This window comes from Paucibacter sp. TC2R-5 (assembly GCF_025717605.1).
Taxonomy (GTDB): domain Bacteria; phylum Pseudomonadota; class Gammaproteobacteria; order Burkholderiales; family Burkholderiaceae_C; genus Paucibacter_A; species Paucibacter_A albus.
In genome coordinates this window covers 812,209-825,806 of the sequence record NZ_JAJIRQ010000001.1, presented here as the reverse complement: position 1 = coordinate 825,806, position 13,598 = coordinate 812,209, and the positions used below count along the sequence as shown (strand labels likewise).

The 13,598-nt window shown below is 62.9% G+C and carries 11 protein-coding genes; 6 read left to right on the top strand and 5 right to left on the bottom strand.

Going from position 1 to position 13,598, the window contains the following annotated elements; all coding sequences use genetic code 11:
- Window positions 1–45: 45 nt before the first annotated feature.
- Window positions 46–1,710 (bottom strand): energy-dependent translational throttle protein EttA, encoded by a 1,665-nt coding sequence (ettA, locus tag LNV08_RS03535; RefSeq protein ID WP_263532251.1) that lies wholly within the window; start codon window positions 1,708–1,710, stop codon window positions 46–48.
- Between the two features lie 334 nt (window positions 1,711–2,044).
- Between ettA and LNV08_RS03530 the strand changes: the two genes are divergently transcribed.
- The 5 genes from LNV08_RS03530 to mnmC all read left to right on the top strand — a co-directional run bounded on the left by LNV08_RS03530 (window position 2,045) and on the right by mnmC (window position 9,086).
- Window positions 2,045–3,517 carry a DEAD/DEAH box helicase gene (locus LNV08_RS03530; protein WP_263532250.1) on the top strand — a complete coding sequence of 491 codons (1,473 nt, stop codon included), beginning with the start codon at window positions 2,045–2,047 and terminating at the stop codon, window positions 3,515–3,517.
- Window positions 3,518–3,806: 289 nt separating this feature from the next.
- On the top strand, window positions 3,807–4,493 hold the full coding sequence (locus LNV08_RS03525) for an NAD(P)H-binding protein (protein WP_263532249.1): 687 nt from the start codon (window positions 3,807–3,809) through the stop codon (window positions 4,491–4,493).
- Window positions 4,490–5,872: an MBL fold metallo-hydrolase RNA specificity domain-containing protein gene (locus tag LNV08_RS03520; RefSeq protein WP_263532248.1), complete on the top strand. Its 1,383-nt coding sequence runs from the start codon at window positions 4,490–4,492 to the stop codon at window positions 5,870–5,872. The genes LNV08_RS03525 and LNV08_RS03520 overlap by 4 nt, the downstream gene beginning before the upstream one ends.
- Window positions 5,873–5,913: 41 nt before the next feature.
- On the top strand, window positions 5,914–7,167 hold the full coding sequence (locus tag LNV08_RS03515) for an MgtC/SapB family protein (protein WP_263532247.1): 1,254 nt from the start codon (window positions 5,914–5,916) through the stop codon (window positions 7,165–7,167).
- Window positions 7,164–9,086, top strand: a complete 1,923-nt coding sequence (gene mnmC / locus LNV08_RS03510) for an FAD-dependent 5-carboxymethylaminomethyl-2-thiouridine(34) oxidoreductase MnmC (RefSeq protein WP_263532246.1) — start codon at window positions 7,164–7,166, stop codon at window positions 9,084–9,086. The genes LNV08_RS03515 and mnmC overlap by 4 nt, the downstream gene beginning before the upstream one ends.
- A 31-nt stretch (window positions 9,087–9,117) precedes the next feature.
- Here the strand turns inward: mnmC and rpiA are convergent, their stop codons facing one another.
- Window positions 9,118–9,780, bottom strand: a complete 663-nt coding sequence (rpiA, locus tag LNV08_RS03505; RefSeq protein ID WP_263532308.1) for a ribose-5-phosphate isomerase RpiA — start codon at window positions 9,778–9,780, stop codon at window positions 9,118–9,120.
- Window positions 9,781–9,947: 167 nt separating this feature from the next.
- Between rpiA and LNV08_RS03500 the strand changes: the two genes are divergently transcribed.
- On the top strand, window positions 9,948–10,193 hold the full coding sequence (locus tag LNV08_RS03500) for a hypothetical protein (protein WP_263532245.1): 246 nt from the start codon (window positions 9,948–9,950) through the stop codon (window positions 10,191–10,193).
- A gap of 77 nt (window positions 10,194–10,270) precedes the next feature.
- Here the strand turns inward: LNV08_RS03500 and LNV08_RS03495 are convergent, their stop codons facing one another.
- The 3 genes from LNV08_RS03495 to LNV08_RS03485 form a co-directional block, all read right to left on the bottom strand.
- Complete coding sequence (locus LNV08_RS03495) at window positions 10,271–11,824, bottom strand: carotenoid oxygenase family protein (protein ID WP_263532244.1); 1,554 nt, start codon at window positions 11,822–11,824, stop codon at window positions 10,271–10,273.
- A 15-nt stretch (window positions 11,825–11,839) separates the two neighbouring features.
- Window positions 11,840–12,286, bottom strand: a complete 447-nt coding sequence (locus LNV08_RS03490; RefSeq protein ID WP_263532243.1) for a DUF2141 domain-containing protein — start codon at window positions 12,284–12,286, stop codon at window positions 11,840–11,842.
- 148 nt (window positions 12,287–12,434) lie between these two features.
- Window positions 12,435–13,559, bottom strand: coding sequence for a 3-deoxy-7-phosphoheptulonate synthase (locus LNV08_RS03485; RefSeq protein ID WP_263532242.1), 1,125 nt, complete (start codon window positions 13,557–13,559; stop codon window positions 12,435–12,437).
- Window positions 13,560–13,598 lie beyond the last annotated feature (39 nt).

Sequence of the window (13,598 nt, the reverse complement as noted above, 5' to 3'; positions counted from 1 at the left end):
GGGGCCAATGGCCCCTTCTCAATGCTCGACTGGCGCGCCAGCTGATTACTTGATCGGCTTGAAACGCATGCGCTTGGGCCGTGCGCCCTCTTCGCCCAAACGCTTCTTCTTGTCGGCTTCGTACTCGTGGAAGTTGCCGTCAAAGAAGAACCACTGCGAGTTGCCTTCGCAAGCCAGGATGTGAGTACAGATGCGGTCCAGGAACCAGCGATCATGCGAGATCACCATGGCGCTACCGGCAAACTCCAGCAGCGCTTCTTCCAGCGCACGCAGGGTTTCGACGTCCAAGTCATTCGACGGTTCGTCAAGCATCAAGACGTTGCCGCCCTGAGCCAGTGTCTTGGCCAAATGCAAGCGGCCACGCTCACCACCGGACAGGCTGCCGACCAGCTTTTGCTGGTCATTACCCTTGAAGTTGAAGCGACCCAGATAGGCGCGGCTAGGCATCACGAACTTGCCGACCGTGATGTTATCCAGGCCGCCCGAGACGTCTTGCCAGACGGTCTTGTCGGCGTCCAGGCTTTGGCGACTCTGGTCGACGAAAGCCATCTTGGCCGTCTTGCCGATCTTGACCGTGCCGCTGTCCGGCGTCTCGGTGCCTTGCAACATACGGAACAGCGTCGATTTACCGGCACCGTTCGGGCCGATGATGCCGACAATCGCGCCGGCCGGCACCTTGAAGCTCAGGTTGTCGATCAAGACGCGGTCGCCGAAGCTCTTGCTCACGTTCTCGAACTCGATCACTTCATTACCCAGGCGCTCGGCCACCGGGATGAAGATTTCGTTCGTCACATTGCGCTGTTGGTACTCGACGTCACTCAATTCCTCGAAGCGAGCCAGACGCGCCTTGCTCTTGGCCTGGCGGCCCTTGGCATTGGAGCGCACCCATTTCAGTTCTTCCTTCATCGCCTTCATGCGGGCGTCTTCGGACTTCTGCTCGCCTTCCAGGCGCTTTTCCTTCTGGTCCAGCCAATCGGAATAGTTGCCCTTCCACGGAATGCCGTGGCCACGGTCCAGCTCCAAGATCCACTCGGCGGCGTTGTCCAGGAAGTAGCGATCGTGGGTAATCGCGACCACGGTGCCGGGGAAGCGCTGCAGGAACTGCTCCAGCCACTCGACCGATTCGGCGTCCAAGTGGTTGGTCGGCTCGTCGAGCAAGAGCATGTCGGGCTTGCTCAGCAGCAAGCGGCAGAGAGCCACACGGCGCTTCTCGCCACCAGACAGCACGCCGATCTGGGCGTCCCAGGGCGGCAGATTCAGCGCATCGGCGGCCAACTCCAGCTGCAGATCGGTGTTTTCCGAACCGGCTGCAGCAATGATGGACTCCAACTCGCCCTGCTCGGCGGCCAGCGCGTCAAAGTCGGCGTCTTCGTCGGCATAGGCCGCATAGACCTCGTCGAGGCGCTTCTTGGCGGCCAGAACGCCGCCGATGCCCTCTTCGACCGCTTCACGCACGGTCTGCGTTTCGTTCAGGCGCGGCTCCTGCTCCAGATAGCCGATCTTGATGCCTGGCATCGCAATCGCTTCGCCTTCGTACTCTTTATCCACCCCAGCCATGATCTTCAGGATGGTCGACTTGCCCGAGCCGTTCACACCCAGCACGCCGATCTTGGCGCCAGGGAAGAATGAGAGCGAGATGTCCTTGAGGATGTGGCGTTTTGGGGGAACCGTCTTGTTGACGCGGTTCATGGAAAAGACGTATTGCGCCATAGCGGGGAGTTCCTGTCCTGGAGTTTTGTTGAATTGCTCGTGCGGCGCGCCGAAAAGCCGATGGCGCACGCGAAGCACTCGATTGTCGCAGCTTCGGGTCCACGGCCTTCAGAGCGAGCGTCACAAGTTCACACACTGCGACAGCAAAAGCCGCTTTGATACGGGGTTTCCCTGAGGGCCAGCTATACTGCAGCCCAACGCCGCGGCTACCAGTCTTCCGCGGCGTTTTCTTTTTTTGTCATCTTGTGCGCCTCCTATCGCAGGCTCGAAGACTGGCGTTGCATACCCTGCAGCGCGGCCCAGCAACCTTTGATGCGCGCTCACCAAAAAATCAATGAGCTTTGAATCTCTGGGCCTTGCCCTGCCTTTGCTGAAGGCCATCGCCGACGCCGGCTATACCACCCCTACTCCCATCCAAGCCCAGGCCATTCCGGCCGTCATGCAGGGCGGCGACCTGCTCGCAGGCGCCCAGACCGGCACCGGCAAAACAGCCGGCTTCACCCTGCCCTTGTTGCACCGTTTGAGCACCGGCGAGCCCGTCACCAACAAGCGCGGCAAGCCGGCGATCCGTGCGCTCGTCTTGACACCAACCCGCGAGTTGGCGGCCCAGGTCGAGGAAAGCGTCAAGACCTATGGCAAATACTTGCCCCTGAAGAGCATGGTGATGTTCGGCGGGGTCGGCATGCAGCCGCAGATCAACCGTCTGCGTGACGGCGTTGACATCCTGGTCGCCACGCCCGGCCGCCTGCTCGACCACGCGCAGCAAGGCACCCTGGACCTGAGCCAGGTGCAAATCCTCGTCCTGGACGAAGCCGACCGCATGTTGGACATGGGCTTTGTGCACGACATCAAGAAGGTGCTGGCCTTGCTGCCGGCCAAGAAGCAAAGCTTGCTGTTCTCCGCGACCTTCAGCGATGACATCAAGAACCTGGCCGACCGCCTGCTGAATGCCCCCGCGCTGATCGAAGTGGCACGCCGCAACCAGACCAATGAGTCGATTGCGCAAAAGGTTCACCCGGTTGGCCGCGAGCGCAAGAAGGAATTGCTCGCCCACCTGATCAAGACCGGCAATTGGCACCAAGTGCTGGTCTTCACCCGCATGAAGCATGGCGCCAACCGCCTGACCGACTATCTGAATGACCAAGGCATCAGCGCCATGGCCATCCACGGCAACAAGAGCCAGGGTGCGCGCACCAAGGCGCTGGCCGAGTTCAAGACCGGTGACCTGCAAGTGCTGGTGGCGACCGACATCGCCGCGCGCGGTATCGATATTGATCAACTGCCCCACGTCGTCAACTTCGAGTTGCCCAATGTGTCGGAAGACTATGTGCACCGCATCGGCCGCACCGGCCGCGCCGGCGCTTTGGGCGAAGCGGTCTCGCTGGTTTGCGTGGACGAAAACGGCTTCCTGCGCGAGATCGAGAAGCTGATCAAGCGCGAGATCCCCAAGGAAATCGTGCCCGGTTTTGCGCCAGACCCGAGCGAGAAGCCCGAGCCCATCGTGCTGGGCCGGATGATTCTGAACAACAACGGTAGCCGCTCCGGTGGTGGTGGCCGTGGTGGCCGCCCAGGTGGCGGTGGCGGCGGTCGTCCATCGGCTCCGCGTGGTGCTGGCGGGCATGCGCCGCATGGTTCGCGTGACGGCGGTGCGCCGCGTCAAGCCGCACCACAGGGCCAGCGTGCGGCTGGCGGTGGCGCAGGCGGCGGACGCCCAAGTGCTACGGGTGGCGGTGGCCGGCCTGCTGGTGGTGGCGGCGGCGGCCGCGGCGGCAACTTCAGTGGCCGCTCGACTCAGCCCAAGCGCTAAGAAGAAGCGCCTTTGCTGCGCCGGCAGCTAGCAGAACAAAAAGCCCAGCTGGAACCAGCCGGGCTTTTTTTCCTTCTCGGCACCTCCTTCAAGCGGCATAACCCTGAGTCTTTGCGTTATTGCGACGTTCAGGACCAAACAGACTTCGAATCAGCGGCAGTTGCGTCACTCACACCCCACAATGCCAGCTTGACTGTCTCCTGCGAGGAATCAAACGCTGCGTCTTGTGCGCCAGCCGGTTCCGAGCTGCTGTCAGGAGCGTTCAAGCATCAATGAGCCGAAGCTACACATGAGTCACATCAAACAACAAGTATGGCTGGCCGGCGCTACCGGCTTGGTGGGCCGAGCCTTGTTGGCGCAACTGCTGCTTGAGGCCAATCAGATTCATGCTTTGTTGCGCCGCTCGGCCAAGGATTTACCCCATAGCCCCAGACTGCACCAGCACCTGCTTGATTTCACTAAGCCCGATCTGGCAGCCGCAAGCTTGGCAAACTTAGGTGAGCCCGACGCCGTCTACATCTGCTTGGGCACCACGCTGGCCGTGGCCGGCTCGCAAGCCGCCTTCCGGGCGGTCGACTTTGACGCGGTCGTCAACGTAGCCCGTGCGGCGCGGGCGGCGGGGGCAAGGCGCTGCGCGCTGGTATCGGCTCTCGGTGCGGACCCGGCTTCCCGTGTGTTCTACAACCGCGTCAAAGGCGAAATGGAGCAAGCCCTGATCGCGCTGAAGTTCGAGCGCTTGGTGATCGCTCGGCCCTCGCTGCTGGCCGGCGAGCGGGAGCGACTGGGCCAAGCCAAGCGCAGCGCCGAGGCCTGGGCCTTGCGCCTGAGCAAGCCGTTCCTAGCCCTGATTCCCGCCAAATGGCGGCCGATTCAGGCCGAGGTGCTCGCCCGAGCGATGATCCTTGCCCTAGGTCAAGACGGCCCAGCGCTGCAACTGCTTGAATCGGGTCAACTTCAAACCTTGGGCGCGCAATGAAACTCAGCTTCCTCGGCGCCGCCGATTGTGTGACCGGCTCCCGCCATCTGCTTGATCTGGGCGGCCAGCGCTTGCTGCTGGATTGCGGCCTGTTCCAGGGCTTCAAACAACTGCGCGAGCGCAACTGGGCCGGGCTTGGCGCTGCGGCAGCCAGCATTGATGCCGTGCTGCTCTCACACGCCCATCTGGATCACAGCGGCTATATCCCGGCGCTGCGCAGCCAAGGTTTCAACGGGCAGGTCTTCTCAAGCCAAGCCACCCGAGATCTCTGCGAGGTCTTGTTGCTGGACAGTGCCCATCTGCAAGAAGAAGACGCCCGCCGAGCCAACCGCCAGGGCAGCAGCAAACACGCCAAGGCTTTGCCGCTTTACACCGTCAACGACACCAAGAAGGCCTTGACGCATTTTGTCGGCCTGCCGCGTGATGGCCGGATCAAGCTGGGTCATGGGCAAAGCCAGGCTGAAGTCCGCTTCACACCGGTCGGTCACCTTTTGGGTGCCTGCGCTATCAGCGTTAGGTCGCAAGGCAAGACCTTGGTGTACTCAGGCGATGTCGGCCGCAACAACGATCTTTTGATGCCCGGGCCGCAACGGGTCGAGGAGGCTGACTATCTCTTGATCGAGTCGACCTATGGCAATCGCTCGCATCCGCCCGAGGACGTGCAGGCCCGTTTGGCGCAGATTCTGCGCAACACCTTCAAACGCGGCGGCACGGTGCTGCTGCCCAGCTTCGCCGTGGGTCGCGCGCAGGCCTTGCTGCTGGTCTTGCAGCGCTTGCGCGAAACAGGAGAGTTGGACCAGAACGTAGCGATCTATCTCGACAGCCCCATGGCGCTGCAGGCCACCGAGCTGACGATCAAGCACAAAAAGCTGCTGCGCATCGGCGCGTCCGACGCGGCAGGCCTGTGCGACGGGGTCAAGCTCATCACCAAGGGCGCCGATTCCTTGAAGTTGGCAGGCCAGCTCGCCTCGCCCCGCGCGCAGCCGTCTATCGTCATCTCGGCCAGCGGCATGGCCACCGGCGGGCGCGTGTTGAACTACATCGAAACCCTGGCCCCACAGGCCCGCCACCACATCGCATTCCCTGGCTTTCAGGTGGGCGGCACCCGTGGCGCCAAGATGGTGGACGGAGCGCGCGAGATCAAGTTGCACGGCAAATACATCGCCGTCAACGCCGAGGTCAGCCACCTGGAGGGCTTCTCGGGCCACGCCGATGCGGACGGCTTGATGGCTTGGCTGCGCGGCTTCAAAAAGCCCCCATCCCAAGTCTTCGTCGTCCACGGCGAGGCGGCCGCCAGCGACGCGCTGCGCAGCCGCATCCAGGATGAATTGGCATGGCCAGTGAGAGTGCCGCAACATGGAGAGACCGTCGAGTTGTGAATGCGATCGAGCAAGCCTTCGGCGATCAAGGCACATTTGCGATGGGATTATTGGCCGCACTGGGCAGCGGCCTGCTGATTGGGCTGGAGCGTGAGCGCCACAAGGGCCGCGGTCATAAGGGCGGGCGCAGCCTTGAGCCGGCGGGGCTGCGCACCTTCACCATCGCCGCGCTGGCCGGTGCTTTGGCCCATGGCTTAGCCGTACCTGGTCTCGTCGCTGTAGGTGCACTGGCGGTCACGGTGCTGGCCGCCATGGCCTACTTTCGCAGCAGCGAACAAGATCCGGGCTTGACCACCGAGATGGCCATGTTGGCGACTTATTTGATCGGTGTGCTGTGCGTGCACGCCCCCCTCCTGGGCGCGCCGGCCGCCGTCGCCCTGACCGCCTTGCTGAGTGCGCGCACCGGCTTGCACCGCTTCGCCACCCGGGTTTTGCGCGAGGATGAACTGCACGACGGCCTGCTGCTGGCCGCACTCGGTCTGGTCGTGCTGCCCTTGATGCCGACCGAGCCCCTGCCTTGGCTGGCCGGCATGAAGGCGCATTCTTTGATGGGCCTCTTGCTGCTGCTTTTGGGTCTGCAGGCCGTCGGTTATGTGGCGCTACGTTTGCTCGGCGCACAGACCGGCTTGGCGCTGTCAGGTCTGCTGTCCGGCCTGGTTTCCAGCACGGCCACCATCGCCACCATGGGGCAGCGCGCCAGGAGCCAGCCACAGCTGCAACTGGCCTGTGCCTCGGGCGCGGTGATGTCCACTGCCGCCACCTGGCTGCAGGCTTCGCTGATGTTGCTGGCGATGGCGCCGCAGGCTGCGCTGCATTTTTTACCGCTGGGCGCCGCTGGCATGCTGGTGTCGGGCGGTCTAGGCCTGCTCTTGGCCAGGCAGGCGCGTCGCAGCTCGGCTGCTGCCGGGCCTGCAGCCCCACAGACCGGTGGACCGCTGCGTTTGAAGGAAGCCGCGTTGATCGCCTTGCTGCTCAGTGGCGTGGCGGTCTTGGTCAGCTGGGCCGAAAAGCAGTTCGGCAGTGCGGGGCTGATGGCTGCCGTTGCGCTGGCGGGCTTGGCCGACGCGCATTCGCCGGTCGCATCGCTGGCCGGCCTGGCGCATGCAGACAAGATAGACGCCAGCCTCATGTGCCAGGGCGTGTTGATCGCCATCGCCAGCAATAGCGTGACAAGAACCATCACCGCGGGGCTGACCGGCGGACGCCGCTTTGCCCTCATCATTGGCGCAGGGCTGGCCACATCACTGGCACTGGCTGCGGTCTTGCTATGGGTCATACTGCCGACCCTCAGATGAAGCCCCAGCCAGCCCTCTCTCCCGCCCAAATTGACTTCACCGACCCGGCCGCGCCCTTGGCACCGGCCTTCGGCGATGTTTATCACAGCCGCGCCGGCGCGCTAGAGCAGGCACGGCATGTTTTCCTCGGTGCGAATGACTTACCGGCGCGTTGGGCGGGGCGCCAAAACTTTGTCATTCTGGAAACCGGCTTCGGCCTGGGCAACAACTTTTTGGCCACCTGGCATGCCTGGGCCCAAGACCCCGCGCGCTGCCAAACGCTGAGCTTCATCAGCATCGAGAAACACCCACTGCGCCTAGCTGACCTGCAGCAAGCCCATCTGCACAGCGCCTTGCCCGAGTTGGCGGCGCAGCTGTGTCAGGCCTGGCCGGCACTGACGCCGAATTTGCACAGGCTAGAGTTCGCCGCTGCTCGCGTCCAACTGCTGCTCTGCCTGGGCGACGCGCAAGCCTGGCTGCGCGAATTGGTGGCCGAGGTGGATGCGTTTTACCTGGACGGATTCAACCCCAAACAGAACCCCGAAATGTGGGACAGACATTTGCTCAAGGGGCTGGCCCGGCTCGCCGCGCCCGGCGCCAGCGCAGCGTCTTGGAGTGTGGCACCGCAGCTGCGCGAAGGCCTCGCGACGGCGGGCTTTAGCGTCGAACGCCAACGTGGCTTTGCCAACAAGGGCGGCATGTGTGTGGCCAGGTTCACACCCAGACATGCCATTCAAAAACCCGCTGCGCGCCTGGCCCTCGCCCCGCAAGCCCGCCAAGCGCTGATCATTGGCGCCGGCCTGGGCGGCGCTGCTTGCGCCTGGGCACTGGCCGAGCGCGGCATCCGCAGCACCGTGCTGGACGCCCAGGCCAGGCCGGCCATGCTCGCCTCGGGCAACCCGGGCGGCCTCTACCACGGCACTTTGAACCCGGACGACGGACTGCATGCGCGCTTCAATCGCGCCTGCGCATTGGAGACCGAACGGGTCTTGCAGCGCCTGCCCGCCATGCCTTGGCATCAGCGCGGCTTGCTGCGGGTAGAAACCTCGCGCGACCTGGCGCAGATGCAAGCTTTGATTGAGCGCTTGGGCCTGCCGCCCAACTATGTGCGGGCAATGCTGCAGGACGAGGCCAGTGCCCGCAGCGGTTTGCGCCTGGGCGCTCCAGCCTGGTTCTATCCGGGCGGCGGCGCCCTGCCACCGGCCGCTTATGTCGCTGCCCTGCTACAGGCCAGCGGCGCGGAGCAAAAGTTCGGTTGCAAAGTCGCGCGCGTGAAGCGTCAGGGCGGCCTTTGGCAGGCATGGTCGGGTGACGGCCAATTGCTGGGCGAAGCGCCGCTCTTGGTGCTGGCCGGCGGCCAGCAGGGTCAAGCCTTGCTGCAAGACCTGGCCCCCGGCCTGCCCTTGATGGCGCAGCGAGGGCAGATCAGCCATATCGAGGCTTCGGCCACAAGACCCTTGTTGCCCGTGGCGGGCCTGGGCTATGCGATCGCCGATCAAAGCGCCGGCCTCTGGTGCGGCGCCACCAACCAAGACGGTGATCTGCGGGCCGAGCTGCTGGACGAAGACCATGCGCACAATCAGGCCCAGTTCGCGCGGCTAGCAAATCTGGACGCGGCCGAGGCCGCGAAGTTGCAAGTCAGTGGCGGGCGAGTCGGCTGGCGCCTGGCCACGCCGGACCGCTTGCCCTTGGTTGGCGGACTGCCTCACTTGGACTCACAGGGCCAGCCGATGCTGGCCGAGCAGCTGCGTTTCATCCCCCGTCAGGCCGGGCTGGGTATTTGCACCGGCTTTGGCTCACGCGGCATTGGCTGGGCCGCCTTGTGCGCGCAGGTGCTGGCGGCCCAAATCAGCGGTGAGCCCTGCCCGCTCGAAGCCAGCCTGCTGGATGCGATCGACCCGGCCCGCTTCGCAGTCAGGGCCCAGCGCAAACAAGGCTGAAACCCCGTGCGGCAGAGCGCAGCCCTACACCTTAGTCGAAGCGCAGGGTCTTGACGCCTTCAGCGGTGCCCAGCAAGCAGACATTGGCCCGGTTGCGAGCGAACACGCCGACCGTCACCACGCCCGGCCACTGGTTGACATCAGCCTCGAAAGCGCGCGGCTGGGTGATTTGCAGACCGGTCACATCCAAGATGTGGCAGCCGTTGTCGGTCACCACACCAGCGCGCAAGGTCGCAACGCCGCCCAAATCAGCAAAGCGCCGAGCGATCTGCGCAGCGGCCATCGGGATCACTTCCACCGGCAAGGGGAATTTGCCCAGCGCCTGAACCAACTTGGATTCATCGGCGATGCAGACAAACCGCTCGGCCAAATCGGCCACGATCTTCTCGCGCGTCAGGGCCGCGCCGCCACCCTTGATCATGTGGCCCCCATGGTCGATCTCATCGGCACCGTCGATGTAGACGCCTAAACGCTGCACCTCGGCAGCGTCCAGCACCGGGATGCCCAAACCCTTCATGCGCTCGGTTGAGCGCACCGAGCTGGAAACTGCACCGGCCACCTTGATGCCGCTGGCGGCCAGCGCGTCAATGAATTTGTCGACCGTTGAGCCGGTGCCAACGCCGACGATGCTGCCAGCCTCGACATAGTGAAGCGCGGCCTGGCCGACCAGGGTTTTGAGTTCGTCTTGGGTCATGCTGATTTGAAAACTGAAGCTCATGGAGCAGAGCTTGGATTATCGGGCAAGCCCGGGCCGGGCCTTCGGTGACGCGGCAGTTCACGCCAGGCGAAACAACTGGTTGCATTTACAGCTGTTCAGATATACAGTTAAATTACTTCGACGAATTGCCGGGAGTGATGAACATGACAAGCACGAACAAACTAGCCAACGCACTGAAAACCCTGCTCAATCTGGGTCGCGATCCGCAGTGCTGGATCTCGATGTTGGCGGTGTTGACTGTGCTGGGCGTCAGCAGTGGTGCCCTGGAGACGGCAGACCACCCGGCCGACGCGGCCATGCAATACAGGCAGACGGCCGGGCAGGCGCCAAGCCAGCCCGTCGCCGGGCCTGATGAACAAGTGGCCAGCCTGGACACGAGCAAACTCTGAGCACCAAACCCCAGAGCAGCGCCAGGCGAAGCCAAGGTTGGCAAAGTCAAGGCAAGTCAAGGCAAGTTAAGTCAAACCTAGGCCGCGTAGAACTTGCCGTGGAAACCGTAAGTCACCCAGTACGGCAGCCACACCCTCGCTAGCGGACCCGCACTGAGCGCCTGCGCATCAAACACAGAGGCGAAAGAACGACGCGCCTTGCAGTCATAGCCCAGGCCCAGCAACCAGCCCTCGCCCTCCTTGCTGCTCCCAGGCTTGGGCACCAGGACATGCTCTTCCAGCACGACATCGCTGCCAAAAGAGAAACGTTCGCGCCGGCCAGATTCAATATCCAGATGCATCAGGCCGTTGAAGCCCCAACGGTCACCAACATCGATGGCGGTCGGGTAATAAACATGGCGATAGCGCTGCGCGACCACACGCGGGTCCACCACCGGAAACTCGACCGATTCGTCACGCGACTGCAGCTCGATATGCCCGCGCCCCAGGCCGGCAGCGCCCGCGCCGTCGGAGCCCAGCCGAATGCGCATGAAACGTGGCGCTGACGGCGGGTGGTTTTGCGCCGGAGGGCGCTGGCCCGCCATGATCATTCGCAGCTTCTCATTGATGGCCGGCAACGCAGGCGCCTCGACATAGTCCAGATGAATCTGCTTGCCATCGTCCCAGGCATTGCCAAAATGGAAGACCATCGCGGCCGGCGTTTCCAGCACCCAGCGGCGCTTGAAGTCGGCCTTGTCTATGACCAACACAAGCGTCGATTCATTGCCCAACCAGCGCATGGCATCCAACATGCTCTCGCCACCTCGCAGCGCGTTCATGTCCATGCCTATGGGCGACAGCAAAAACACCAAGTAACGCTGCGACACAGCAAAGTCATGCACCATGGCACTCGGGCCAGGCGCAGCAAAGACCTCGCTACGCAAGACCTGACCCTGTGGGGAGAACTGATACACCACCATCCGGCCCGACTGCGTGCCGAAATTCCAGACCGTACCGTCCGCCTCGACCTTGGGGTGGGCAGAAAACGGCATGCCGGCATGTTCCTTGGACCAGGCCCGAACGCCTTTTGTAGCCAGCGTTTGCGGGTCCAACTCATAGGCACTACCGCCCTCCCACAAGGCGTAGAGCCGGCCATCGTCCATCTTCATCACGCTGGTGTTGGCGGTGTTGACGTCATCAGCGCTGCGCACCGGCAAGCGAGACTCCTGATCTGCAAAACTGGTGCCAAAGGCCGGTAGCAAAAAACGCCCTGCTTGAGTTTCCGCGCGAAATTTCTGGGTCTGCACAAAGCGCGCCTTGTGCTGCACGCCGGCTTCGCCAAAGCTCCAAGCCTGCACCAAGCCATCGCCATCAAACCAATGCCTGTAGCGCTCACCGCCGCGAGCCATCAAGCCGGGCCCGTTGCGGTAATAGACACCACACAAGCCGGCTGGCAAGCGGCCTTCAACGCGCAGATCGCTGGCGTCAAAGGCTTCGCTACCGGTGAAGCCCTGAAATGGCGCCAGCTCGGGGGCCGCCGTCGAGAATCGGGCCGCCGTAGCGCCGACCGCAAGAGCTTCTTGCAGCAGGCTGAGATTGCCAACACCGGCCAGTCCCAGCATCCCGTTTTTGATGAAATCTCGTCTTTGCATCACGGTGCCCTCCCCTCAGTTCAACTGCACATTGAGGCGCGCGCCGGCCTTGGCTTCAAACACTGCTTTCTCAAATTTTGGCGGGCCGAACATACCGGCCGCATTGTTTGAAAAGCCGTAAGGCTCTTTGGGCATGCCCATGGCATTGCTGTCTAACTGGCCATTGCCATTGACATCATGAAAAACACTCAGGGCCAGGCTGCCTTCGGGCAGGTTTTGCAGCTTGATCAACAACTTGCCGTCTTTTTGTTGATTCGCCTCGGCGGACACGCCGGTAGCGGCCTTCTTTAACCAAGTGCCCGCATCGGTGAAGACGCCAACCATCACACGCCCCTCGGTCTGAGTCAGCCCGCTGACCTCGACCTCCACGTCAACCGCATGCGCCGGCGCGGCAACTGCCATGGCGCAAGCCAGGATCAAGAAAACAGCACTATGGGCTGCAAAGCGTTTGCTGGCATTCATCTGGAATCCTTGAGAACAGTGAAGATGACTGAACTCTAAGGACCCTGAATTGCGCCCGACAGCGGGATGCGATGTGTGGCAAGGCAGACGCGCCAAGTGCAGATACCCGGCGCCAACGGTGGCGCGCTCGCCTGCTAGCTCAGGAAATTTACTGGCCGCGGCGCTGCCTCACCGCTCTACTCAGGTCACGCAAGAGCGGCTCGGTCTGTGTCCACCCCAGGCAAGCATCGGTGATCGACACGCCCGGTTTCAAGTCAGCCGAGCTCTGACCTGGGGCCAGGTCTTGCCGGCCTGCCTGCAGATGCGACTCGATCATCACGCCGGTGATGCGGGCATCGCCGCCGGCGATTTGCTGGGCAACGTCTTGGCCCACATCGATCTGCCGCTCATACTTTTTGCTCGAATTGGCATGCGAAAAATCCACCATCACCTGCTCGCGCAAGCCTGCCGCGCGCATGGCTTCACAGGCCGCAGCCACCGAGGCCGCATCGAAATTCGGCGCCTTGCCGCCGCGCAAAATGATGTGGCAGTCTTGATTGCCGCGGGTTTCAAAAATCGCTGCCGCGCCCATCTTGGTCATGCCGATGAATGCATGTGCAGCCGACGCTGCCAACACCGCATCCGAGGCCACCTTGATGCCCCCGTCGGTGCCATTCTTGAAGCCAACCGGGCAACTCAGGCCGGAGGCCAACTGCCTGTGGCTCTGGCTCTCGGTCGTCCGCGCGCCAATCGCCCCCCACGCGATCAAGTCGCTGATGTATTGGGGCGACAGCAGGTCCAAAAATTCAGTGCCGGCCGGCAAACCCAGCGCCGTCACATCCAACAATAATTGGCGCGCCAAGCGCAGGCCTTCGTTCATGTGGAAGCTGCCGTCCAGGCGCGGGTCATTGATATAGCCCTTCCACCCAACCGTCGTGCGCGGCTTTTCAAAATAGACCCGCATCACGATCAGCAAGTCCTGCTTCAACTCATCATTCAGGCTCTTGAGCAGGCGCGCGTAGTCCATCGCTTGGTCATGATCATGGATGGAGCAAGGCCCCACCACCACCAACAAGCGGTCATCGCGCCCATGCAGAATCGCGCTGATGTCTTGGCGCGCTTTTTCGACCAACTCCAGCGATGCATCGGGCAGCGGCAGCTGATCCAGCAGCAAGGCCGGCGAGATCAATGGGCGCACTGCACCGATGCGGGTGTCGTCGGTACGCGTGGTATCACGGGTCTCATCACGCGAGCCTACTTCGCGATCTTGAGCGGGGTTATCAAGGAATTTCATCAGCAACAGCCTTTCAGTTGCTTCGATTATCTATGCCGC

Excerpts from the sequence above, each read along its gene's own strand:
- ettA (WP_263532251.1), bottom strand. The coding sequence starts at position 1,710 with ATGGCGCAATACGTCTTTTCCATGAACCGCGTCAACAAGACGGTTCCC.
- LNV08_RS03530 (WP_263532250.1), top strand. The coding sequence starts at position 2,045 with ATGAGCTTTGAATCTCTGGGCCTTGCCCTGCCTTTGCTGAAGGCCATC.
- LNV08_RS03525 (WP_263532249.1), top strand. The coding sequence starts at position 3,807 with ATGAGTCACATCAAACAACAAGTATGGCTGGCCGGCGCTACCGGCTTG.
- LNV08_RS03520 (WP_263532248.1), top strand. The coding sequence starts at position 4,490 with ATGAAACTCAGCTTCCTCGGCGCCGCCGATTGTGTGACCGGCTCCCGC.
- LNV08_RS03515 (WP_263532247.1), top strand. The coding sequence starts at position 5,914 with ATGGGATTATTGGCCGCACTGGGCAGCGGCCTGCTGATTGGGCTGGAG.
- mnmC (WP_263532246.1), top strand. The coding sequence starts at position 7,164 with ATGAAGCCCCAGCCAGCCCTCTCTCCCGCCCAAATTGACTTCACCGAC.
- rpiA (WP_263532308.1), bottom strand. The coding sequence starts at position 9,780 with ATGACCCAAGACGAACTCAAAACCCTGGTCGGCCAGGCCGCGCTTCAC.
- LNV08_RS03500 (WP_263532245.1), top strand. The coding sequence starts at position 9,948 with ATGACAAGCACGAACAAACTAGCCAACGCACTGAAAACCCTGCTCAAT.
- LNV08_RS03495 (WP_263532244.1), bottom strand. The coding sequence starts at position 11,824 with ATGCAAAGACGAGATTTCATCAAAAACGGGATGCTGGGACTGGCCGGT.
- LNV08_RS03490 (WP_263532243.1), bottom strand. The coding sequence starts at position 12,286 with ATGAATGCCAGCAAACGCTTTGCAGCCCATAGTGCTGTTTTCTTGATC.
- LNV08_RS03485 (WP_263532242.1), bottom strand. The coding sequence starts at position 13,559 with ATGAAATTCCTTGATAACCCCGCTCAAGATCGCGAAGTAGGCTCGCGT.